The organism is Vibrio sp. L5-1 (assembly GCF_021728315.1).
GTDB classification, from domain to species: domain Bacteria; phylum Pseudomonadota; class Gammaproteobacteria; order Enterobacterales; family Vibrionaceae; genus Vibrio; species Vibrio splendidus_K.
Genome location: NZ_JAKKCQ010000002.1, coordinates 1010591 through 1032946, shown reverse-complemented (window position 1 = coordinate 1032946; position 22356 = coordinate 1010591). Strand labels below are relative to the sequence as shown.

Here is a 22356-nt window from a genome sequence, read left to right as displayed (position 1 = left end):
TTTAAGTGGCACGAACAAGATAGAAAAAAGGCGCTGAACATAATAGTCAGCGCCTTCGTATTTCTAGTTAAGCAATCGTGATTACTTAATTTCCATACCTTGAGCCTGTAAGTCTGCATGGTAAGAAGAACGTACAAACGGACCACAAGCGGCGTGAGTGAAGCCTAGCTCTAGAGCAATTTCTTTCAGCTCATCGAACTCAGAAGGCGGCACGTAGCGTTCTACTGGTAAGTGGTGACGGCTTGGTGCTAGGTATTGGCCTAGTGTCAGCATCGTTACACCATGTTCACGAAGGTCTTTCAGTACTTGAACGATCTCTTCTTTCGTCTCACCAAGGCCCATCATCACCCCTGATTTTGTTGGGATAGTTGGGTGCTGTTCTTTGAATTTCTTCAATAGATCAAGAGACCATTTGTAGTTCGCACCTGGACGCGCTTTGCGGTATAGACGCGGCGCTGTCTCTAGGTTGTGGTTGAAAACATCTGGCGGGTTGTTTTTCATTAGATCAAGCGCAACGTCCATACGACCACGGAAGTCTGGTACCAGCGTTTCGATACGAATATTTGGGTTTTGTTCGCGAATTTCACGGTTACAGTCAGCAAAGTGTTGAGCACCGCCATCACGCAAGTCATCACGGTCAACTGAAGTGATTACTACGTACTTCAGTTTCATGTCTTTAATCGTCTTAGCCAGTTTCTTCGGCTCTTCTGCTTCAGGAGCAACAGGGCGACCATGGGCAACATCACAGAACGGGCAGCGACGAGTACAGATAGCGCCAAGAATCATAAACGTTGCCGTGCCGTGGTTAAAACACTCGGCTAGGTTAGGGCAAGACGCTTCTTCACAAACTGAGTGCAGGTTGTTTTTACGCATTGCTGATTTGATTTCTTGAATACGATGGCTGTCTGAAGGAAGTTTAATCTTCATCCATGCAGGCTTACGTAGAACTTCTTTCTGTTCAGCAGGCATATTCTTTACGGGAATTAATGCCATTTTGTCAGCGTCACGATATTTAACGCCTTTTTCCATTTGGATTGGTTTGCTCATGATTTTATGCTTCTGCTGTAATGTTACTGGTGGCTTGAATGTCTACTTGGTCATAGCCGAGTAGTTCTACTAGCTCTTGTATTAACTGTTGCTCAACGTTTTCTAGTTCACTTGGTCCGCCGAGTTGGCTTACCTGCGCCATTTCCATGCCTTGGTAACCGCATGGGTTAATGCGTAGGAATGGAGACAGGTCCATATCGACGTTGAGTGCTAACCCGTGGAACGAGCAGCCACGTCGAATACGTAATCCGAGTGAACAGATTTTCTTGCCATCGACATAGACACCAGGAGCGTCAGGTCGGGCAGTTGAATTTATATTGTAAGCTTTCAGAGTGTTGATTACGAGGTTCTCGATATGAGTCACCAAATCACGTACTCCGAATTTTTTGCGGCGGATGTTAATCAAAAAGTAAGCGACTAACTGGCCTGGGCCATGGTAAGTCACTTGGCCACCGCGATCGCTTTGAATGACAGGGATATCACCGGCATTTAATACATGCTCGGCTTTGCCTGCTTGTCCTTGAGTGAAGACAGGGTTGTGTTCAACCAACCAAACTTGGTCTACGTCTTCTTCTGTGCGTTCGTCTGTGAACTTATGCATGGCTTTCCATACAGGTTCGTAATCCTGACGGCCTAATTTTTTTACGATTAGCTTATTTTGCAAAGTAGCACTCCCCCAAGGATTAATAAAGTGAACGCATTATAAACGCGAAACATGATTCTAACTACAGACGGACTGCAAGGTTTTTCAACTTTCTTTGTATTTATTGAAAATTAAGTTGAATGAATTTGACTTAGATAGGGTGCTTCAAACAAAAACAGCGGCAATAAGCCGCTGTTTTTCATGTGTAATCGGAGATTACAGAACCATACGAACGATTTCGATCTCGCCCAGTTCTTTATAAAGCGTTTCTACTTGCTCAATTGAAGTCGCTGTAATATTGATCGAAACAGAGTGGTAGTTACCTTTCGCACTCGGTTTTAGCGTTGGGCTGTAGTCACCAGGAGCATGACGCTGGATCACTTCTAGCACTAGCTCAGTAAGTTCTGGCTTTGCATAGCCCATTACTTTGTAAGTGAATGAACAAGGGAACTCTAAGAGATCTTTTAGTTTTGCATCAGAATTGATGTTCATGAATAGCTCCAAAAGGCTAGACTCTCGCAAATTGGCGAAATGTCGATAAAAAGCGTGTTCGGTCAACAGACACGAGTAATAGGGCGGAATATTACGTGTAAACATCGCTGAACTCAAGATCAACAAAAGCCGCACATGGCGGCTTTTAGTTCGTCAATGAGTAAATAATGAACTTACTCATTGAGTTAGCTTTGCACTGAGCTTGTGTGTTGCTTAGAGCAAAGCTTTGACTGGTTTAGAATAAACCCTTAAACAGCAATACTAGGTAGTCCCATAGACGGCTAAATAAGCTGCCTTGGTCTACATCTTCAAGTGCAAGTAGTGGGTATTCAGCAACGTCTTCACCATCAACTTGGTAGAATAGTTTACCGACAACATCGCCTTTGCTGATTGGTGCTTCTAGTTCCTTTTCAAGAACGAAGCTTGCTTTTAGGTTCTTAGCTTGACCACGAGGTAGGGTAACGAAAGTATCTTCGTCGACACCTAGTGCAACTGTATCCTTGCTACCCATCCAGATCTTCTCTTCTACGAAGGTTTCACCGGCTGTGTGTGGCGCCACTGTTTCGAAGAAACGGAAGCCGTAGCTAAGCAGCTTTTTGCTTTCTGTTTTACGAGCGTTAGCATTTTTAGTTCCCATCACAACAGCAACTAGGCGCATTTTGCCTTCGGTTGCTGAGCTTACTAGGCTATAACCTGCCTTGCTTGTATGGCCCGTTTTGATGCCATCAACGTTCATGCTCTTATCCCATAACAGACCGTTACGGTTGTACTGGGTGATGCCGTTGTAAGTGAATTTTTTCTCTGAGTAGATACGGTACTCATCAGGAACATCGCGAATCAGCGCCTGACCAAGTAGCGCCATATCATAAGGTGTTGAGTATAGATTCGGGTTGTCTAGACCGTGCACGTTAGCAAAGTGCGTGTCTTTCATGCCGATAGAGCTTGCCCATGCGTTCATTAGGTCAACGAATGCATCTTCAGAACCAGCAATATGCTCAGCCATTGCAACAGTAGCATCGTTGCCTGATTGAATGATGATGCCACGGTTCAGTTCTTCCACTTTAACCGTTGTGCCCACTTCAATGAACATTTTCGATGAATCTGGGAAGTTTTTAGCCCAAGCATTCTCACTGATAACAACGTCATCAGTTAGATTGATGTTGCCACGTTCTAGCTCTTGGCCGATCACGTAGCTCGTCATCATCTTGGTTAAACTTGCTGGAGAAAGTTGAGTGTTCATCTCTTTCTCTGCTAGTACTTTGCCTGAATGGTAATCCATCAGAACAAAACCTTTAGCGGCGATTTGCGGTGCATCAGGGACTACAATTGGAGCGGCGAATGACGATGTAGCTATCGTTGCAGAAAGAGCAACAGAAGTAGCAAAAATCGATTTAACAAGTTTATTAGATTTAATCATTTTGAATGCAATTATTTGGTGAACTATTCATATATTAACAGAATCACTCTGTCACACCAGAGCGCTGATTACCAGAAGTAACTGTTAGATTAATTAGCGGGTTAGTGTGTGTTTTTTTATATAAGCTGACGGGTAACCCATTAGCTTAACTTGTTCTAATTTCTCTTGAGTCAGAGCATAGTCATGAAATGGCCCAAGCATCAGACGGTAGTTGTCGTCATTTGGCTGCAAGAACGTTGCTACAGCTAGCTTTTCGCCTAGATCTTGGGCTAACTTCTCGGTTCTGTCTTCATGTGGAGAAGTGGCTACCTGAATAATAAATTGTGGCAAAGCGGCCTTTTTATTCGCGTCGGTTGGCATAGCCACAGTAATGACTTCTATCTCAACATTTGCGGTGCCGGTTCTCAATACATCGAGCTTGTAAGCCGCCGCATAACTAAGGTCAATGATTCGTCCTTCATGGAATGGGCCTCGGTCATTGATACGAACAATCGTCGTCTTGTCGTTGTCGGTGTTAGTTACTTTTACATAGCTTGGAATAGGTAATGTTTTGTGAGCTGCAGACATAGAATACATGTCGTAGATCTCACCGTTTGACGTTAAATGGCCATGAAACTTTTTACCGTACCAAGATGCTTTGCCTTTCTCGGTAAATCCTTCCGTTTTTTTGACGATTTTGTAGTCTTCACCACGCAAAGTGTAATTACTGTTACCGCCTAAGCTATAAGGTTCATACTGCGGGTGAGCGTCTTCTAGGTGCTCGACTGATATTGGCGTATCTGGCGCAATATCAGAATCAATGTCGTAGCGACCTTTTTGTTCTTGGGAAGAACAGCCATTAATCAAAACCGCCAATCCGACGATAGACAGCATTTTTTTGATTGGCAGTTCATTGACCAAAGATGTTTTTAGGGGGAATTCTTTAATAGACATCAATTAGGTCGCCTTTGAGAATGCTTTTCTGTGTGTATGGATCGACATTAAAATACCAAAACCAGCCATTAGGGTAACCATAGATGTACCGCCATAACTGACCAAAGGAAGGGGTACCCCAACCACTGGCAGAATGCCACTTACCATGCCAATGTTTACGAATATATAGACGAAGAAGCTCAGTACAATACTGCCGCCCATCATTCGACCAAATGCGGTTTGTGCTTGGCTCGCAAGAACTAAACCACGCCCAATGATAAATAGGTAGATAGCGAGTAAAAACAGAATGCCGATCATGCCCCATTCTTCGGCAATTACCGCAAAAATAAAGTCTGTGTGCCGCTCTGGAATGAACTCCAATTGAGATTGAGTACCTTGCAACCAGCCTTTTCCTGATATACCACCAGAACCTATCGCAATTTTACTTTGAATTATGTGGTAGCCCGCACCTAATGGATCTGATTCAGGATCAAAAAGGGTTCTTACACGTACTTTTTGATACTCACGCATCAAGAAGAACCACAAGATTGGAATAAAACCACCCAGCGCAATCGCTGCACTGGCAATGATTTTCCAACTGATCCCAGCCAGAAATATAACAAAGATGCCTGACGCTGCGATGAGTATTGACGTACCTAAATCGGGTTGTTTAGCAATAAGGATCGTAGGGACAAACACCATCACTAGTGAAATGGCTAAGGTTTGGAAAGTCGGCGGGAGAGAGCGCTTACCAATGAATCGAGCCAGCATCAAAGGTACTGCTAGTTTTAATAGCTCGGAGGGTTGGAATCTTACAAAACCAAAGTTTAACCATCGCTGTGCACCTTTCGAGGCTTCACCAAAGAACAATACGCCTAATAGCAAGATGACACCGCCAATAAATAGTAGCGGAGCTAAAGTCTCATAGGTACGAGGTGAAATTTGAGCTAAGAAGATCATGACGCCTAACGATAGAACCATACGCATAGCTTGACGATCCATCATCGCAAGGCTTTGTCCACTGGCGCTATACATGATCAATAAAGCGAAGCCCATTAAAACCAGAATGCCGAGTAACAGCGGTAGGTCTATATGTAGCCTTTCAAATAAGGCTCTATTTCGCCCAGTAGAGGGATCAAGTTTCATTATTTTATTGCCTTACTTTCATCATCTTCTGCAAGAATAATATGGTCGAAAATCTTTCTTACTACTGGACCACCATTTGATGAACCGCCACCTGCATTCTCTAATACAATGGTGACAACCGCTTCAGGATTTTCAAAAGGAGCGTAGCCGGTGAAGAGCGCGTGATCGCGCAGATGCTCAGCAATTTCGTCGGCGTTGTATTCTTCATCTTCCTTCAAACCAAAGACTTGTGCAGTGCCTGATTTACCAGCAGAGGTGTAAGACATCTTCTGGAATGAGCGTCTTGCTGTTCCTTTTTTACCGTGGTTTACGAGTTTCATTCCTTCCTGGGCGATATCCCAGTATCTCTGTTTTACGCCTGTTATGGGTGGATATGTCTCGATTTCCGAAATAATTTGTTCATCGAATGGTCGCCCGTTTTCAATCGTTGAGCGTAATAGGTGAGGGGCTGTCACTTCACCTTCATTGACTAATACTGAGGTCGCTTTGGCTATCTGCATAGGTGTTGCTGTCCAGTAGCCTTGGCCAATGCCGACAGGGATGGTATCACCTTGATACCAAGGCACGCGGTGTCTTGCCATCTTCCATTCACGGGTTGGCATATTAGCTTTACTTTCTTCATAAATATCAATGCCAGTGTAGTCGCCAAAGCCGAATAGCATCATCCACTTAGATAAGCGGTCAATACCCAAATCAAAGGATATTTGGTAGAAGAAAGTATCGACGGACTCTTCAATGGCCTTCACGATATCAACTTTACCGTGACCCCAACGTAACCAGTCACGGAAAGGCTTAGTTTTGGAGTTCGGTATTTTCCAGTAACCAGGGTCGTTACGTGTTGTATTTGGCGTTATCACACCTTCTTGTAATGCAGCAACGGCAATGAAGGGCTTGATCGTAGACGCTGGTGGGTAAATACCTAGGGTTGCCCGGTTTACCAAAGGTCGGTCTTTGTTTTGAAGTAGAGCGTTATAACCTTTAGATGAAATACCATGCACAAACGCATTAGGGTCATAGCTTGGGCTAGATACCATTGCTAACACACCATTGTCTTTGGGATCCAGAACCACAGCTGATCCACGGCGCCCGTCGAGCAGTTTATGTACGTATAGTTGTAGGTTGATCTCTAAGTTGAGTACGATATCTTTGCCCGGAATAGAAGGGACAAATTTGAGGGTGCGAATAACTCGTCCACGACTGTTTACTTCGACTTCTTGATAACCAGCCGTGCCGTGCAACATGTCTTCGTAGTAGCGTTCAATACCAAGCTTACCAATATCGCGAGTGGCTTGATAATTAGCGTCTTTTTCTTCTCGAACTAAACGTTTCATGTCACGGTCGTTGATGCGAGATACATAACCGATTACGTGAGTAAGCACATCACCATAAGGGTAGAAACGTTTCAAAGTCCCGGTAACTTCAACGCCTGGGAATTTATGTTGGTTTACAGAAAAGACGGCAACTTGCTCTTCAGTGAGCTGATTTAGGATAGGTACTGATTTAAAGCGTCGAGAATTGCGACGATCACGATTAAAACGCTCGATACGTTCTGGTGGAATCTCGATTAATGCTTGAAGACGGACGAGCGTATCATCCATATCTTTGATTTTTTCAGGTATGATCTCTAGGTTGAAAACGGGGCGGTTTTCGGCCAGAAGTACACCGTTGCGATCGTAAATCAAACCGCGATTGGGTGCGATTGGAACGACCTTGATACGGTTGTCGTTTGAGCGAGTTTTATAGTCCTGATATTGATTGACCTGAATGTTATACAGGTTAACAACCAACATCGACATCATCACTATGATCCCCATAAACGCAACAAAAGCACGGCTAGTAAATAGTCGTGCTTCTGCTTTGTAATCACGGATTTGGCTACGTTTACGTAACATTAACGCTTATTCTCGATGATAAGGGTGGTTAGCTGTGATGCTCCAAGCTCGATACAAGCTTTCAGCCATGATAACGCGAACTAATGGGTGAGGGAGAGTAAGTGCAGACAGAGACCAACTTTGGTCTGCCGCTGCTTTACATGCAGGCGCTAATCCCTCAGGCCCACCAATAAGGATAGAAACGTCACGTCCATCCAACTTCCAACTTTCTAATTGCTCAGCAAGTTGTGGTGTATCCCATTTTTTACCTGGGATATCGAGCGTGACAATTCGATTGCCTTTTGGAACCGCAGCCAACATTGCTTCACCTTCTTTCTGAAGAATTCGTGCAATATCAGCATTTTTACCACGTTTTCCCGCAGTGATCTCAATAAGTTCTAATGGCATATCATGAGGGAAGCGGCGTTTATATTCTTTAAACCCTTCTTCAACCCATTTTGGCATTTTTGTACCAACTGCGATTAACTGGATCTTCAAAGCTTAGCCCCAAAGTTTTTCTAGTTGGTACAGCTCACGATGCTCTTCTTGCATAACGTGAAGCATACTTGTACCCATATCTAGAACAACCCATTCACCTTCTTGTTGACCGTCCATACCTAATGGTTGCATACCAACTTTGCGCACTTCATCTGCGACATGCTGTGCAATAGACGCAACATGGCGTTTCGATGTACCAGTACAAACAATCATGTAATCAGTGACACTTGATTTGCCTTCTACATCAATAGTAACAATTGATTCGGCTTTCATATCGTCGGCTTTGTCTGCAAGAAAATCTTTTAGTTCTTCACGTAACACGGGGTGTTCCTTTAATCTGAAATTAGCTTTGTTTAGGATCTATTGGCCCTAGAATATAACACGCTTTTATGCGTGGAATGGTATTGAAGCTGTAGGGAGACAAAACTCTACACCTAACTGATGAATTAGTGGCCAAGGCGACTGTTCATATTGCGTTTTTGTCATCAATTCGGCTTGAGTGAGCAACGCAAAAAGAGAGTGTAATTGAGAAATTGAAACTCTTGTTAGCGCGGCGTTATAAAGAGGCTTCTTAGATTGCCAGATACGGTGTTTTTCGAATACCTGACCGATCGGCATCTGTTTCAATTGTTGTTGCATTTGTAACAGTAAGGCAAGTTCACGTTGCACACTGCGTAATAAAATAACCGGCTCTACACCTTCCGCTTCTAATTGTCTTAGAACTCGCTGTGCTCGGTTACCTTTGCCTGCGAGCAATGCATCAATCCAATGGAACGGAGTAAAATGGTTGTGGCGACTCAAAGACTCTTCTAGTCGTACTAACGTGAGCTTTCCATCTGGGTACTGAAGCGTCAGCTTTTCTAAGCTTTGAGTGAGTGCAAATAGGTTACCTTCATGCCATTGTGCCAACATTTGAATGGCTTCAGGGTCTGGCGATAAACCGATTTGACGACAACGTGTTTGCACAAACTGAGGTAAGCGGCTGACATCTGGCGTTAGGCAACTGACCCAGTGCCCCTGATTAGACAGTGCGATAAACCACTTAGCACTCTCTTGAGCTTTGGTTAGCTTAGTGCCAACCAGTACTAGTAAGATATCACTGTGGATATGCTCAGAGATTGCGAGTAATTCTTTCGCTATCGCCGCGTTCACACCAGATTCCGGTAGCTCTAACTCAATTATTTGACGGCTAGAGAACAGACTTAGAGCTTGAGTACAGTCGTAGACTTGATTCCAGTCCAGATTATTATCTATAGCAAAGCGGTGACGTTCTTCGAAACCTTGTTGTTTTGCAGCCTTTTGAATCGCTTCTCGACTCTCTTGCAATAGCAGGGGCTCGTTACCAAAAATGAGATAAACATTACCCAGCTGTTTAGCAAGTTGTTCTGACAAGCGGTCGGCAAAAATACGCATCAAATAAACCTATTATTCAACAGATTCAGTTGGCTGTAATTGTTCTGTTGAGCTCGGAGTGATCTCAACGTCGTCGATTTCGATGTTTTTGATGTTGTATTGCTTCTCAAGCTCTTTAACTTGAACGTGCTCTAGAGCTTCTAGATCCATGCTATCTGCGGCAATGTTCGCTTTTAATCGAGCCATCTGGCGAAGGATCTGGCTTGTTGCAAGCTTACGCATTTCATCTTCAATCATATCTCGTTCAACTGATTTTGCTAATGCAGTTAACGGGTTGTCTAGGTAACTACGGGTTACGCTCGTTGAGAATGTCTTCGAACCAATCTCAGGGATGGTTACGCGGTACGAAGCACGAAACGTTAACTCTTTTTCTGCTGCACGAGTATTTTGATAAAGAGATAGAGTACGTTCACCAACGCTTTCGCTAATAATATGCAAGTTCGGTGTGTTTTCCGCTGGTGGCACAATTTCTACATCATTCATGCGCAGCTGGCCTTTCATCATACGTGTAAACGTACTGTATTGGTCGTAACTGGTCACAGAGATTTTGTTGAGCTCTTCAGGTACAGAGTAATCGCCACGTAGGTGGAAACCACAGGCACTCAATAGACTAACGGTTAAAATAACAATAGTAACTTTCAATGAAGATAGTGAAATCAGGCGCATTATTTGATGGCTCTCATGAAGGTAGAATACTTATTTAAAGGCTTTAGCCCGTTCGAATTGCTAATGAATCCAAAGCGCTTAAATAAGTAGACAGGGTGTTTTATTCACCCTGTCTAAAGACTGCTTTTAAGGAATTAAGTTCGTTAATTCTGTAGCAATTTAATTGTGTTAACTAAGCTTTTAGCCTGTAACTGTTAGTTAGCAACGATGTTTAGAAGCTTACCAGGTACAAAGATAACTTTACGAATCGTTAAACCATCTAGGAATTTCTTAGTGTTCTCATCGTTTAGGCCAAGCTCACGAACTTGCTCTTCCGTTGCGTCAGCTGCAACGGTTAGTTTCGCACGTAGCTTACCGTTGATCATAACAACGATAGTCTTCTCGTCCTCAACTAGCGCTTTTTCGTCAAATGTAGGCCATGTTGCTGAATCTACGTTTGACTCACCAAGAGCAATCCACATTTCGTAAGAAATGTGAGGAGTCATTGGGTAAAGCATGCGAACCACTGCTTTTAGTGCTTCATCAAGAATTGCACGATCTTGTACCGATTCTTGAGGCGCTTTCGCAAGTTTGTTCATCAATTCCATGATCGCAGCGATTGCTGTGTTGAACGTTTGGCGACGGCCGATATCGTCAGTTACTTTTGCGATAGTTTTGTGGATATCACGACGAAGTGCCTTTTGGTTGCCAGATAGAGCTGAAGTATCAACAGACTCAGCAGCACCTTTAGCAGAGTGTGCGTGAACCAGCTTCCAAACACGTTTAAGGAAACGGTTTGCGCCTTCAACGCCAGACTCTTGCCACTCAAGCGTCATGTCTGCAGGTGATGCAAACATCATGAATAGACGCACTGTATCAGCACCGTACTTGTCTACCATCTCTTGTGGGTCAATACCGTTGTTCTTAGACTTAGACATTTTGATCATGCCTGAGTGTTCAACATTGCGGCCTTCTTGATCTACAGCCGTTTCGATACGACCTTTACCATCACGCTCGATCGTCACGTCAGTTGGAGCAATCCATTCTTTCGTGCCTTTCTCGTTCGTGTGGTAGAACGCGTCAGCTAGAACCATGCCTTGACATAGAAGCTGCTTGAACGGTTCGTCAGACGTTACGTAACCTGCGTCGCGTAGCAACTTGTGGAAGAAGCGAGAGTAAAGTAAGTGCATACAAGCGTGCTCAATACCACCAACGTATTGGTCAACTGGTAGCCAGTAGTTTGCTTTCTCTGGATCTAGAATGTCATCAGCTTGCGGTGAACAGTAACGTGCGTAGTACCAAGACGATTCCATGAACGTATCGAACGTGTCAGTTTCACGTAGAGCCGGCTCGCCATTGAATGTTGTTTCAGCCCAAGACTTGTCCGCTTTGATAGGGCTAGTTACGCCATCCATCACCACATCTTCAGGAAGAATTACGGGCAGTTGGTCTGCTGGTACTGGGTGAACTTCACCGTCTTCGGTCGTTACCATTGGGATTGGAGCGCCCCAGTAACGCTGACGAGATACACCCCAGTCACGTAGACGGAAGTTTACTGTCTTCTTACCTTTGCTTTCAGCTTCAAGCTTCGCAGCGATTGCATCGAATGCTTCTTGGAACGCAAGGCCATCGAATTCACCAGAATCGAACAGTACACCTTTCTCTGTGTAAGCCGCTTCAGATACATCTAATTCAGAGCCGTCTTCTGGCTTGATTACTGGAATGATATCGATGCCGTACTTAGTTGCGAATTCGTAGTCACGTTGATCGTGAGCAGGAACCGCCATTACCGCACCTGTGCCGTAATCCATAAGAACGAAGTTTGCTACGTATACAGGCACAACACGACCGTTAAGAGGGTGGATAGCCGTTAGGCCAGTATCCATGCCTTTCTTTTCCATCGTTGCAAGTTCAGCTTCAGCCACTTTAGTGTTACGACACTCTTCAACGAATGCAGCAAGCTCAGGGTTGTTCTTAGATGCTTTCTCCGCAAGAGGGTGACCTGCAGCGATACCAACGTAAGAAACACCCATTAGTGTGTCTGGACGTGTTGTGTACACTTCTAGCGGCGCTTCTTCACCGTTAACAGCGAAAGATAGTTCAACACCTTCAGAGCGGCCGATCCAGTTACGCTGCATGGTCTTAACCATTTCAGGCCAACCTTCAAGGTTGTCCAGATCGTCGAGTAGCTCTTGAGCGTACTCAGTGATCTTAATGAACCATTGTGGGATCTTCTTTTGTTCTACTGGAGTGTCACAACGCCAGCAGCAACCGTCTTCTACTTGCTCGTTCGCAAGAACCGTTTGGTCGTTTGGACACCAGTTAACAGAAGAAGTCTTCTTGTAAACTAGGCCTTGTTCGTAAAGTTTAGTGAAGAACTCTTGTTCCCAACGGTAGTACTCAGGCGTACACGTTGCGAATTCACGTTTCCAGTCGTAACCAAAGCCTAAAAGTTTAAGCTGGTTTTTCATGTATTCGATGTTTTCGTAAGTCCACGGTGCAGGCGCTGTGTTGTTTTTTACAGCTGCATTTTCTGCAGGTAGGCCGAATGCATCCCAACCGATTGGTTGCATTACGTTTTTGCCTTGTAGACGTTGGAAACGAGATACCACATCACCGATGGTGTAGTTACGCACGTGACCCATATGCAGTCGGCCACTTGGGTACGGGAACATAGAAAGACAGTAGAATTTTTCTTTATTTGGGTCTTCACTTACAACGAAAGTCTCGCTGTCATCCCAGTGTTGTTGAACCTTTTGTTCAATCTCTTGCGGGTTATATTGTTCTTGCATCGATGGTATCCGGTTATCTTGGAATTTGTGAGTTCGGTTAGAACAGAATCTTACAGATCGTCATAGAATACCTAAAGGAGCTTAGTACAACAATAGTTATACCCTTCATACTTGCAGTTGCAGCACGGTTGATTGCGTAAATTCAACCAAATTACTTAGGACAGCTATACTTAAGGGTATGAATTGCATTTGTTTGTTAGGAACTGGTCGCTTAACTACGGACCCGTTTACTAAGATAAAGCTTGGTCATCTTAAGGAGGTCGTTATGCCGAAGAAAAAAGCACTCTATGAAGAAGTCGTCGAAGAGGTGATAGAAACGCTGAAGCATAGTCCTGAAGAGCTTAACAACAAAATCGAAACGTCAGGTAAGTATGCGAAAGCAGCCAATGATATGACCAAAGATGAGCTCTCATTGATCTCTGCCTACGTGAAGTCGGACTTAAAAGAGTTTTCCGAAAGTTATGAAGAGAGTAAAGGTGGTCCATTTTATTTGATGATCACAGACTCTATTTGGCAAGGATTGCTGGATATCACTGATCGCACTAAGGTTGAATGGGTTGAACTGTTTCAAGACTTAGAACATCAAGGCTTGTATCAAGCTGATGAGGTTATTGGGCTCGGGACACTTGTCTGTGATGAGTGTGGGCATCAAACCGAATATAACCACCCAACGACGATTATTCCGTGTATTAAATGTGGCTCGACAGGGTTTAGCCGCAAAGCGCTTAAGCCGTAAATACTGGCGGCATAGCATCTTCAACTTTACACCGTAGTAATAAAAAGGGTTGACTGAATCAGCCAACCCTCAACAACTTTCCGTCGAATCTCGAATCTCGAATCTCGAATCTCGAATCTCGAATCTCGAATCTAGTCTTTTCTTCTCATAAACCAGCCAGCTACCAAACTAAGCAACGCCCAGATATACAGTGGCCAAGTACCGACCACGTGATAAGGGGTTTGACCATCCGTTGAAATGAGTTCAGCTTTCAATACTGCGGTTTCAAACTGCGGTATTTGCTTGATGATCCTGCCTTTGTGATCCGTTACTGCCGTTACACCATTGTTGGTTGAGCGAATCAGCGGCTTACCCAGCTCCAGAGCACGCATTTGTGCGATTTCCATATGTTGCAAGGGGCCAATCGAACGGCCAAACCAAGCATCGTTAGAGAGCGTTAGAATAAAGTCAGTTTCATCCGTTACGTTTTGTCTCACTTGATCATTAAAGATGATCTCATAACAAAGCGCCGGTGCTAGATGACGACCATTTGCCACTATGTTTGGCTGAACGAAATCGCCACGGCTGAATGATGACATTGGCAAATTAAAGAACGGTGCTAACGGGCGCAGGATATCCTCAAACGGTACAAATTCACCAAATGGTAGAAGATGATGTTTATGGTATCGTTCGTCTGGATCGTAGCTGTATTCACCGTATGGGTTGACACCGAGAGAAAGAACACTGTTGTAGTACTTCTTATCTTCAGATTGGTTCAGCACGCCAGTAATGATTGAGCTGTTATTCATCTTCGCTGCGCTATCTAAGTTACGTAGAAAAGATGGAATCTCAACTTCGAATGCTGGAATAGCCGCCTCAGGCCAGATGATGATATCAGCATCCCAGTTTTCTCTACTTAAATCGGTGTACTTCATCATCGTTGGCCAGCGATGGCTAGGTAGCCATTTGCTGTCTTGGTCGACGTTACCTTGAATCAATACCACTGAGGTGGTTTTTTCAGGGTTCGGTGTCACCCAGTCGATATTTCGAATACCGAAACCAGCACTGAAGACAATCGCAGGGATAATGCTGACACTCCACGCTTTGTTTATAACTGTATACGCGAGTGCAGAAGCTGACACAATAATCGCTAGCGTCACAAGTTCGACACCACCAATCGGTGCGAATGAGCCTAATGGAGAGTCGATTTGGCTGTAACCTAGCCATAACCACGGGAAGCCAGTCATTACCCAGCCGCGTAGCCAGTCACAGATTAACCATAGTGCAGGGGCAGCAAGAAAAAATCGGCTTAGGTTATTGCTCGGAAAGAATTTGTTTAAACTCCAAGTAAACAGACCGGAGTAGACAGCAAGGTAACCAACAAGCAATGCCATTAAGAATAAATTGGCAGCCAGAGGCATTCCGCCAAAGCCATCAATACTGACGTATACCCAACTAATACCAGTCGTGAATTGGCCTAAGCCCCATGCGTAACCAATCCAAAGCGCACTTTTAGGAGAACGGTTGTGGATCAGTAACAGCAACAAAGCTGGGCTGAGAATAGCAAGAGGCCATATTGAATATGGAGCGAATGAAAGGGTTGTTATAGCGCCAACAAAAACGGCCGCAAGCGGCCGTAATAGGCGATGAATAAAGGTCTTAGTCATCTAATTTCTGTCATCTCTTTAGAGAGAAGTTGTTATTCTTCGATAGTCGGAAGAGGCTGCTCGTCAGGGATGGTTACCTGTAGCTGAATCACACGACGGTTATCTGCTGATGTTATTTTGAAATGGTAGTTTCCGATTTCTACAATTTCGCCACGAACAGGCAGATGACCGAGTGCTGTCATTACCATACCACCCACAGTATCGACTTCATCATCACTGAAGGAAGTGTTAAACGTATCGTTGAACTCTTCAATGGTGGTTAAAGCTTTAACCGAATAGGTATGCTTACTCAGCTTACGAATATCTAGCTCTTCTTCATCGTCGAACTCGTCTTCAATTTCACCAACGATTTCTTCGAGGATATCTTCAATGGTTACCAGGCCAGAAACACCGCCAAACTCATCGACAACGATGGACATGTGGTAACGCTCTTCTTGGAACTCCTTGAGCAGTCGATCAACTCGCTTACTTTCAGGAACAACCACGACAGGGCGAATCACTTGTTCGATATCAAATGGGGCACTTTCTGAACCCAAATATTTAAGTAGGTCCTTCGCTAATAGAATGCCTTCAACATGGTCTTTATCTTCACTGATCACTGGGTAGCGAGAGTGTTGAGCATCAGTAATAAGCGCAATCAATGTATCTAAATCATCGGTGCGTTCAACTGTAACCATTTGAGAGCGAGGCAGCATGATATCGCGTACTCGCATCTCTGAAATTTCCATAACACCCTCGAGCATGTCGCGTGTGTCGTGGTCAATTAGGTCATTAATTTCTGAGTCGCGGATTACATCTACGAGCTCTTGGCGATCTTTTACTTCACCTTGAAATAGTTGGCCTAGGCGTTCAAAGAAGGACTTTCTACTCGGACCTTCAGATTTTTTACTTCCCTCAGAAGTGGGGGGGTTACCTTCGTTCATGATTTCTCAAAAAATAACGCTATCAGAAGTGTGATAGCACACGTTACAACTCAGATTCCTGCGAAAATCACAGGTTCGATGAGTTATTGTTTCTCTGCAACCTACTTTACTAGAATCAATTTACTTTTCTAGAATATACGGGTCTTCAAACCCCATAGTTTGCATGATTTCTGTCTCGAGTGACTCCATCTCTTCAGCTTCATCATCTTCGATATGATCATAACCTAGCAGATGCAGACTGCCATGTACAACCATATGAGCCCAGTGTGCTAGCAGAGGCTTATTTTGCTCTTCTGCTTCTTTTTCGACAACTTGGCGGCAAATAATGAGGTCACCCAGTAGATCTAATTCCATTCCTGGTGGTGCTTCAAATGGGAAAGACAGCACGTTAGTTGGCTTATCTTTTCCACGATAGTCATGATTGAGCTGGTGGCTCTCTTCTGTATCAACAATACGAACGGTGAGCTCGGCATTCTCTTGAAACTGAGTAATTGTCTTATCTAACCAAAGCTGAATATCTTGCTCAGTTGGAAGTCCTTGCTCATTTTCGACCGCTATTTGCAGGTCTAGTTCAATAGACATCTATTTATCACCTTGTTCTGTAATTACAGAGCTATTTTGTGTTGCTAATTGTGTTGTAACGGCTTGCTGAGCTTCAAGAAGTTTGGCTTCACGCTCTTCACGTTTGCGCTTTTCAAACTCTTTGCGCTCTTTCTGGTCTTTTGCTTCCCACTTCTCGTACGCATTGACGATACGAGCAACGACAGGGTGGCGAACGACGTCTTCGGACATGAAGAAGTTAAAGCTAATGTCATCCACTTCGTTGAGTACTTCAGTTGCATGACGCAGACCTGACTTAGCTCCTCGAGGTAAATCGATTTGCGTAATATCACCTGTGATCACAGCGCGTGAGTTAAAACCGATACGGGTTAAGAACATCTTCATCTGTTCTACCGTGGTGTTTTGGCTCTCATCAAGAATGATAAACGCATCATTTAATGTACGACCACGCATGTAAGCCAGTGGCGCAACTTCAATCACGTTGCGCTCAATCAGTTTCTCAACACGCTCGAAGCCAAGCATCTCAAACAGTGCATCGTAAAGTGGACGCAAATATGGGTCTACTTTTTGGCTTAAATCACCTGGTAGGAAACCAAGCTTCTCACCGGCTTCAACAGCAGGGCGAGTCAGCAGAATTCGGCGAACCTCTTGGCGTTCAAGTGCATCAACCGCAGCCGCAACAGCTAAGTATGTTTTACCAGTACCAGCAGGTCCAATACCAAAGGTGATGTCATGAGTCACCATGTTCATTAGGTATTGAGCTTGATTTGGTGTGCGTGGTTTGATGACGCCTTTTTTAGTCTTAATGGTCACTTCTTTGCCGTAGTCGATTTCAGACTCGACGTGTTGCTCCAAAATGCCAGACTCAGTGACCGCCAGATGTACTTGCTCTGGTTCGATATCGATTATGTTGCCTTTAATTGGAGCCGTTTCAACATAGAGGTGTTTGATGATGTCTAAAGCTGCGGCAGTTGTGTGAGGCTTACCGACAATGGTGAAAAAGTTGCTACGGTAATTAATCTCAACACCCAGACGACGCTCTAGGTGCTTGATGTTGTCGTCAAATGGTCCGCATAAACTTGCCAAGCGCTTGTTGTCTGCTGGCTCTAGATTTATCTCTAAGGTAACGATTTTATTGCTCAAATTAGCCTCTCATTTTGTGCCACTCACTCTTAAATAAAAAAAAGAGCAAGAAGCCCGATTTAGACCGGGCTTCTGATGGTGATTCCCTATTTCTAAGATGGTCACTTAGTTAGGTAATTTCAAGCTTTGTGTTTGAGCTTTGTGCTCAAACAGTTGTATTACCTATGGCGTAAACGTGGCTACACCTAGCTCGTCTTCACGTTTTGTTTTTTCCATCATTTCTGCTGGAGTCATTACAACGCGTAGACCCATGTCTTTTTCTGTGCGAACTAGCTCACCACGTAGTGAGTTGGTGTACACCTCAGTGATCTTAACATCTACGAATTGACCGATAAGATCCGCAGAACCTTCGAAGTTCACAACACGGCTGTTTTCAGTGCGACCACGCAGTTCCATTAAGTTCTTTCTTGATGGACCTTCAACAAGGATACGTTGCTCTGTGCCTAACATTAGACGAGAGAAACGCATAGCTTGTGTATTTACTGTCTGTTGCAGTTCCCACAGGCGATCTTTCTTCTCTTGTGCTGGTACATCACACGGGTAATCTGCGGCAGGTGTACCTGGACGAGGAGAGAAAACAAAGCTGAAGCTCATATCGAAATCAACTTCTTTAATTAGCTTCATTGTATCTTGGAAGTCTTGCTTAGATTCACCAGGGAAACCAACAATAAAGTCAGAGCTGATTTGAATATCAGGACGAGCTTTACGCAGTTTACGGATAATAGACTTGTACTCAATCGCGGTATGTGGACGCTTCATCATCGTAAGAATACGGTCACTACCACTTTGTACAGGCAAGTGTAAGAAGCTCACTAGCTCTGGCGTATCTTTGTAAACTTCAATGATGTCATCACCAAACTCAAGCGGGTGGCTTGTCGTGAAACGAATACGGTCGATACCATCGATAGACGCCACTAAACGAAGTAGCTCTGCGAATGTACAGATGTCACCTTCGTGAGTTGGGCCGCGGAATGCGTTTACGTTTTGACCCAATAGGTTTACTTCACGCACACCTTGCTCAGCCAGCTGTGCTACCTCGTAGAGTACATCATCCATTGGACGACTAACTTCTTCGCCACGAGTGTATGGCACAACACAGTAAGTACAGTACTTAGAACAACCTTCCATGATAGAAACATAGGCCGTTGCGCCATCTGCTTTAGGTTCCGGCAGGTTATCGAACTTTTCGATCTCAGGGAATGAGATATCCATTACTGGCTTTTCGTTAGACAGTGATGACTTAATCATCTCTGGCAGACGGTGTAATGTTTGTGGGCCAAAGATAACGTCTACGTATGGTGCACGTTGACGAATGTGATCACCTTCCTGAGTTGCTACACAGCCACCCACACCGATCACCACACCTTCTTTTTTATCTTTAAGCGTTTTCCAACGACCAAGCTGGTGGAATACTTTTTCTTGCGCTTTTTCGCGGATAGAACAAGTATTCAATAGTAGTACGTCTGCTTCCTCAGGTACTTCAGTTAGCTCATAGCCATTTGCAGCGTTAAGCAGGTCGGCCATTTTTGATGAATCGTATTCATTCATCTGACAGCCCCAAGTTTTAATTAGCAGTTTCTTACTCATTATATGTTCGCTCGATCGTTAGTTTAATTTAAGGGAGCAAATCGCCCATTATTCATCCGCCAGCATTGTTTGTCATAATTAGGTATTCAATTTTATGACAGGCTCTAGCGGCAAGCGGCGTATTGTACTGGTTTCAAAACCGACTGACTAGTAGTCTGAACAAATCTCTTATGTAGTGGTTTTTATTATTGTTAACGCCATATACCATAAGGGATAACCCTTTTTTCGAATAAGGTTTTTGGTTACAAGTTCGTTATGAAAAAGTACAATCAAAAACAGTCAAAGAATCAAACTGATAAGTACAAAATATGAACAGTTACGATATTGTGGTAGTCGGTGGTGGCATGGTTGGCGCAGCAACAGCGGTCGGCTTTGCAAAGCAAGGGCTGAGTGTTGCGGTGATCGAAGGTTTTGCCCCACAAGCTTTTGATGAGTCACAAGCGATGGATATTCGTGTGTCTGCGATTTCTCAAGCATCGGTCGATTTACTTGAAGAACTTGGTGCGTGGCAAAATATCGCAGCGATGCGCGTGTGTTCTTACAAGCGTTTAGAAACGTGGGAGCATCCAGAGTGTCGTACTCGATTTGATGCTGCATCACTGGATCTGCCCCGTCTAGGCTATATCGTTGAGAATAGGCTCATTCAACTAGGATTATGGTCTCAATTTGATGCCTACGATAATCTCGAACTGTTATGCCCAGAAAAGCTGGATGAGATTGAGTTTGGTGAAACCAATATCGTTAAGCTTCAATCTGGAGCTGAGTTATCAGCGAAGTGGGTGATTGGTGCTGATGGCGCGAATTCAGCCGTTCGTCAACAAGCTGGAATTGGCATTACGGCTTGGGATTACCGACAGCACTGCATGCTTATCAATGTAGAAACAGAACTTCCCCAGCAAGATATTACTTGGCAGCAATTCCTGCCAAGTGGTCCTCGTTCATTTTTGCCATTATGTTCTCTAACCTCTGACGGTCAAGACGTCGGGCAGGGGTCGTTGGTTTGGTATGACTCCCCATCTCGTATAAAACAATTATCATCGATGAGTCCTGAAAAGCTGCGTAATGAAGTACTCGCTAACTTTCCTAAAGAGCTAGGTGATATCAAGGTACTGAATTCGGGTTCTTTTCCTCTGACACGACGTCATGCTCAATCATACTCGAAGAATAATTGTATTTTAGTCGGTGATTCAGCGCATACGATTAACCCTTTAGCAGGGCAGGGCGTCAACTTGGGCTTTAAAGATGTTTCAGTACTATTGGATGTCACCAATGAAAAAGGCGAATTGAATCAATCTGTAGCAAGACGCTATGAAGTGATGAGAAGAAGTGACAACTTAATGATGCAGAGTGGAATGGATTTCTTCTATAAAACCTTCAGTAATGACATTGGCCCGTTAAAGTTTGTCCGCAATGCTGCACTAAAGTTAGCAGAAAGCTCAGGGCCGATTAAAGCTCAAGTATTGAAATACGCCTTGGGCCTTTAAAACGGCTAGATCAGGTTATTTATATAGAGAAGGAGAGCCGATGCTCTCCTTTTTTGTTTTTGTTGTAATGCTTATTGTTGCTGAGTGACACAAACTGGTGCATCAAGGTCTAACGAGTAACCGGTATAGGTCAGAGAACCATCTTCAATGTTACGCGTGAATGAGGTGATGCTGTTGGAGTGTTGGTTTGCGGCGACAAGCCATTTTCCATCGTCGGTAATATGAAAGTCTCTCGGGAATTTTCCTTCAACGTCGTAGCTGTCAATGAAAGTCAGTTTTTGAGTATCAGAGTCGACACTGAAGTTACTGATCCTTGATTGGTGTCGACATGACACATAAAGGAATTGCTCATCGGGCGATAGTTTAATGGCAGCGGCAGCTCCTCCCTTCTCCATATTAGGTAAGGCATCAACCTCATCCACTATATTCCAAATACCTAAAGACTTCTCCAAAATCAATATCGTTTCCGAGAGCTCACACACCACATAGGCTTTATCCTCAGCTTGGTTAAAGACTAGGTGACGAGGTCCATTCCCTGCTGGCACTTTAATAGACTGCATTGGCTCATCAAGGAATTCTTCTTGTTCTTCGTCGAAGCAATAGAAGTTGATTCGATCGGCTCCGAGATCGACGGTAACAAACTGCGGATAGTTATTCAGGAAAAGGCTTTGATGAGCATGTGGGCCAGTTTGTCTTTCTGTATTAGGTCCAGAACCAACCATTTTGAGTGTTTTGAGTCGTTTATCGATGTTGCCATTGATACTTAAGCTAAAGATATCGAATGTTCCTGATGAGTATTGCGATGTAATAGCAAACTTATTGTGGGGATCTATCGCAACGTGGCAGGGGTGATCCCCCGAGATGAGGCCTGTATTGGACGTGATTTGTGAGTCAATATTAGGTATATGAATGAGCTTCGGTTGTTTCTTTTTCTCAACCTCAGCTGCTGTATAGATTCCAGACTTTGTCGCTGTGATAAAAGAGGGGTTATGACATTCGGCAATAAGCTCTAGAGGTAATAGTTTTCCTGTTTCTAGATCTAACTGAGTTTGATAGACACCTTGGCTATTACTTGGAGAATCTGTGTAGCAACCGATCGTTAAAGGGAGGGTTTTCATAGGTAGTCATACTCAGTTAGGAAATGGAGCAGACATTGTCTAATAAAATCGTAGTAAAAGTGAGGTTATAGAACAGAATACTTGGTGACTTGGCTTGCAGATTTACATATTCCAGATAAAACAAAACCCAGCTAAAAGCTGGGTTTCATTCAATGATGGTGCGGTCGGAGAGACTTGAACTCTCACACCTCTCGGCGCCAGAACCTAAATCTGGTGCGTCTACCAATTCCGCCACGACCGCAGCAAATCTTTATAGTTATATCGACATTGGTGATTCAATAT

The 22356-nt window shown here is 44.0% G+C and carries 20 protein-coding genes and 1 tRNA gene; 2 read left to right on the top strand and 19 right to left on the bottom strand.

Going from position 1 to position 22356, the window contains the following annotated elements; translation table 11 throughout:
- Window positions 1-81: 81 nt before the first annotated feature.
- The 12 genes from lipA to leuS all read right to left on the bottom strand — a co-directional run bounded on the left by lipA (window position 82) and on the right by leuS (window position 12876).
- The gene (gene lipA / locus L3V35_RS11510) at window positions 82-1047 is read right to left on the bottom strand and encodes a lipoyl synthase (protein WP_171317138.1); all 966 of its coding nucleotides are present in this window, start codon (window positions 1045-1047) and stop codon (window positions 82-84) included.
- 4 nt (window positions 1048-1051) lie between these two features.
- On the bottom strand, window positions 1052-1711 hold the full coding sequence (gene lipB / locus L3V35_RS11505; protein WP_017079937.1) for a lipoyl(octanoyl) transferase LipB: 660 nt from the start codon (window positions 1709-1711) through the stop codon (window positions 1052-1054).
- Window positions 1712-1906: 195 nt separating this feature from the next.
- Complete coding sequence (gene ybeD / locus L3V35_RS11500) at window positions 1907-2182, bottom strand: DUF493 family protein YbeD (RefSeq protein ID WP_017079938.1); 276 nt, start codon at window positions 2180-2182, stop codon at window positions 1907-1909.
- A 235-nt stretch (window positions 2183-2417) separates the two neighbouring features.
- A complete protein-coding gene (locus L3V35_RS11495; RefSeq protein WP_237299725.1) occupies window positions 2418-3599 on the bottom strand; it encodes a serine hydrolase in 1182 nt (393 codons plus the stop codon).
- A 93-nt stretch (window positions 3600-3692) separates the two neighbouring features.
- On the bottom strand, window positions 3693-4532 hold the full coding sequence (locus tag L3V35_RS11490; RefSeq protein ID WP_237299723.1) for a septal ring lytic transglycosylase RlpA family protein: 840 nt from the start codon (window positions 4530-4532) through the stop codon (window positions 3693-3695).
- A 3-nt stretch (window positions 4533-4535) separates the two neighbouring features.
- Complete coding sequence (gene rodA / locus L3V35_RS11485) at window positions 4536-5657, bottom strand: rod shape-determining protein RodA (protein ID WP_102551504.1); 1122 nt, start codon at window positions 5655-5657, stop codon at window positions 4536-4538.
- Complete coding sequence (gene mrdA / locus L3V35_RS11480) at window positions 5657-7549, bottom strand: penicillin-binding protein 2 (RefSeq protein ID WP_017074228.1); 1893 nt, start codon at window positions 7547-7549, stop codon at window positions 5657-5659. Before mrdA ends, rodA begins: the two co-directional genes overlap by 1 nt.
- A 6-nt stretch (window positions 7550-7555) precedes the next feature.
- On the bottom strand, window positions 7556-8026 hold the full coding sequence (gene rlmH, locus L3V35_RS11475; RefSeq protein ID WP_004735246.1) for a 23S rRNA (pseudouridine(1915)-N(3))-methyltransferase RlmH: 471 nt from the start codon (window positions 8024-8026) through the stop codon (window positions 7556-7558).
- Window positions 8027-8029: 3 nt separating this feature from the next.
- The gene (gene rsfS, locus L3V35_RS11470; RefSeq protein ID WP_017080327.1) at window positions 8030-8347 is read right to left on the bottom strand and encodes a ribosome silencing factor; all 318 of its coding nucleotides are present in this window, start codon (window positions 8345-8347) and stop codon (window positions 8030-8032) included.
- Window positions 8348-8413: 66 nt separating this feature from the next.
- Entirely contained in the window at window positions 8414-9439 is a 1026-nt protein-coding gene (gene holA, locus L3V35_RS11465; protein ID WP_237299721.1) for a DNA polymerase III subunit delta, read from the bottom strand.
- 12 nt (window positions 9440-9451) lie between these two features.
- Window positions 9452-10105 carry an LPS assembly lipoprotein LptE gene (gene lptE, locus L3V35_RS11460; protein WP_237299719.1) on the bottom strand — a complete coding sequence of 218 codons (654 nt, stop codon included), beginning with the start codon at window positions 10103-10105 and terminating at the stop codon, window positions 9452-9454.
- Between the two features lie 194 nt (window positions 10106-10299).
- Window positions 10300-12876: a leucine--tRNA ligase gene (gene leuS / locus L3V35_RS11455; RefSeq protein WP_237299717.1), complete on the bottom strand. Its 2577-nt coding sequence runs from the start codon at window positions 12874-12876 to the stop codon at window positions 10300-10302.
- A 265-nt stretch (window positions 12877-13141) separates the two neighbouring features.
- Between leuS and L3V35_RS11450 the strand changes: the two genes are divergently transcribed.
- Complete coding sequence (locus L3V35_RS11450; protein ID WP_017104427.1) at window positions 13142-13612, top strand: zinc ribbon-containing protein; 471 nt, start codon at window positions 13142-13144, stop codon at window positions 13610-13612.
- Between the two features lie 131 nt (window positions 13613-13743).
- On the opposite strand, the gene lnt is transcribed toward L3V35_RS11450, so the two are convergent.
- The 5 genes from lnt to miaB all read right to left on the bottom strand — a co-directional run bounded on the left by lnt (window position 13744) and on the right by miaB (window position 19472).
- Window positions 13744-15258 (bottom strand): apolipoprotein N-acyltransferase, encoded by a 1515-nt coding sequence (gene lnt, locus L3V35_RS11445; RefSeq protein WP_237299715.1) that lies wholly within the window; start codon window positions 15256-15258, stop codon window positions 13744-13746.
- A 32-nt stretch (window positions 15259-15290) separates the two neighbouring features.
- Entirely contained in the window at window positions 15291-16181 is an 891-nt protein-coding gene (gene corC / locus L3V35_RS11440; RefSeq protein WP_004735253.1) for a CNNM family magnesium/cobalt transport protein CorC, read from the bottom strand.
- 120 nt (window positions 16182-16301) lie between these two features.
- The gene (ybeY, locus tag L3V35_RS11435; protein WP_237299713.1) at window positions 16302-16763 is read right to left on the bottom strand and encodes an rRNA maturation RNase YbeY; all 462 of its coding nucleotides are present in this window, start codon (window positions 16761-16763) and stop codon (window positions 16302-16304) included.
- Window positions 16764-17885, bottom strand: coding sequence for a PhoH family protein (locus L3V35_RS11430; protein ID WP_237299706.1), 1122 nt, complete (start codon window positions 17883-17885; stop codon window positions 16764-16766).
- 162 nt (window positions 17886-18047) lie between these two features.
- Window positions 18048-19472: a tRNA (N6-isopentenyl adenosine(37)-C2)-methylthiotransferase MiaB gene (gene miaB, locus L3V35_RS11425; protein WP_017074239.1), complete on the bottom strand. Its 1425-nt coding sequence runs from the start codon at window positions 19470-19472 to the stop codon at window positions 18048-18050.
- A gap of 308 nt (window positions 19473-19780) precedes the next feature.
- Between miaB and L3V35_RS11420 the strand changes: the two genes are divergently transcribed.
- The gene (locus L3V35_RS11420; RefSeq protein ID WP_237299704.1) at window positions 19781-20956 is read left to right on the top strand and encodes a 2-octaprenyl-3-methyl-6-methoxy-1,4-benzoquinol hydroxylase; all 1176 of its coding nucleotides are present in this window, start codon (window positions 19781-19783) and stop codon (window positions 20954-20956) included.
- A gap of 71 nt (window positions 20957-21027) precedes the next feature.
- On the opposite strand, the gene L3V35_RS11415 is transcribed toward L3V35_RS11420, so the two are convergent.
- Both L3V35_RS11415 and L3V35_RS11410 read right to left on the bottom strand, forming a co-directional pair.
- On the bottom strand, window positions 21028-22074 hold the full coding sequence (locus tag L3V35_RS11415; protein ID WP_237299702.1) for a lactonase family protein: 1047 nt from the start codon (window positions 22072-22074) through the stop codon (window positions 21028-21030).
- A 156-nt stretch (window positions 22075-22230) separates the two neighbouring features.
- Window positions 22231-22315, bottom strand: a tRNA-Leu gene (locus L3V35_RS11410).
- Window positions 22316-22356 lie beyond the last annotated feature (41 nt).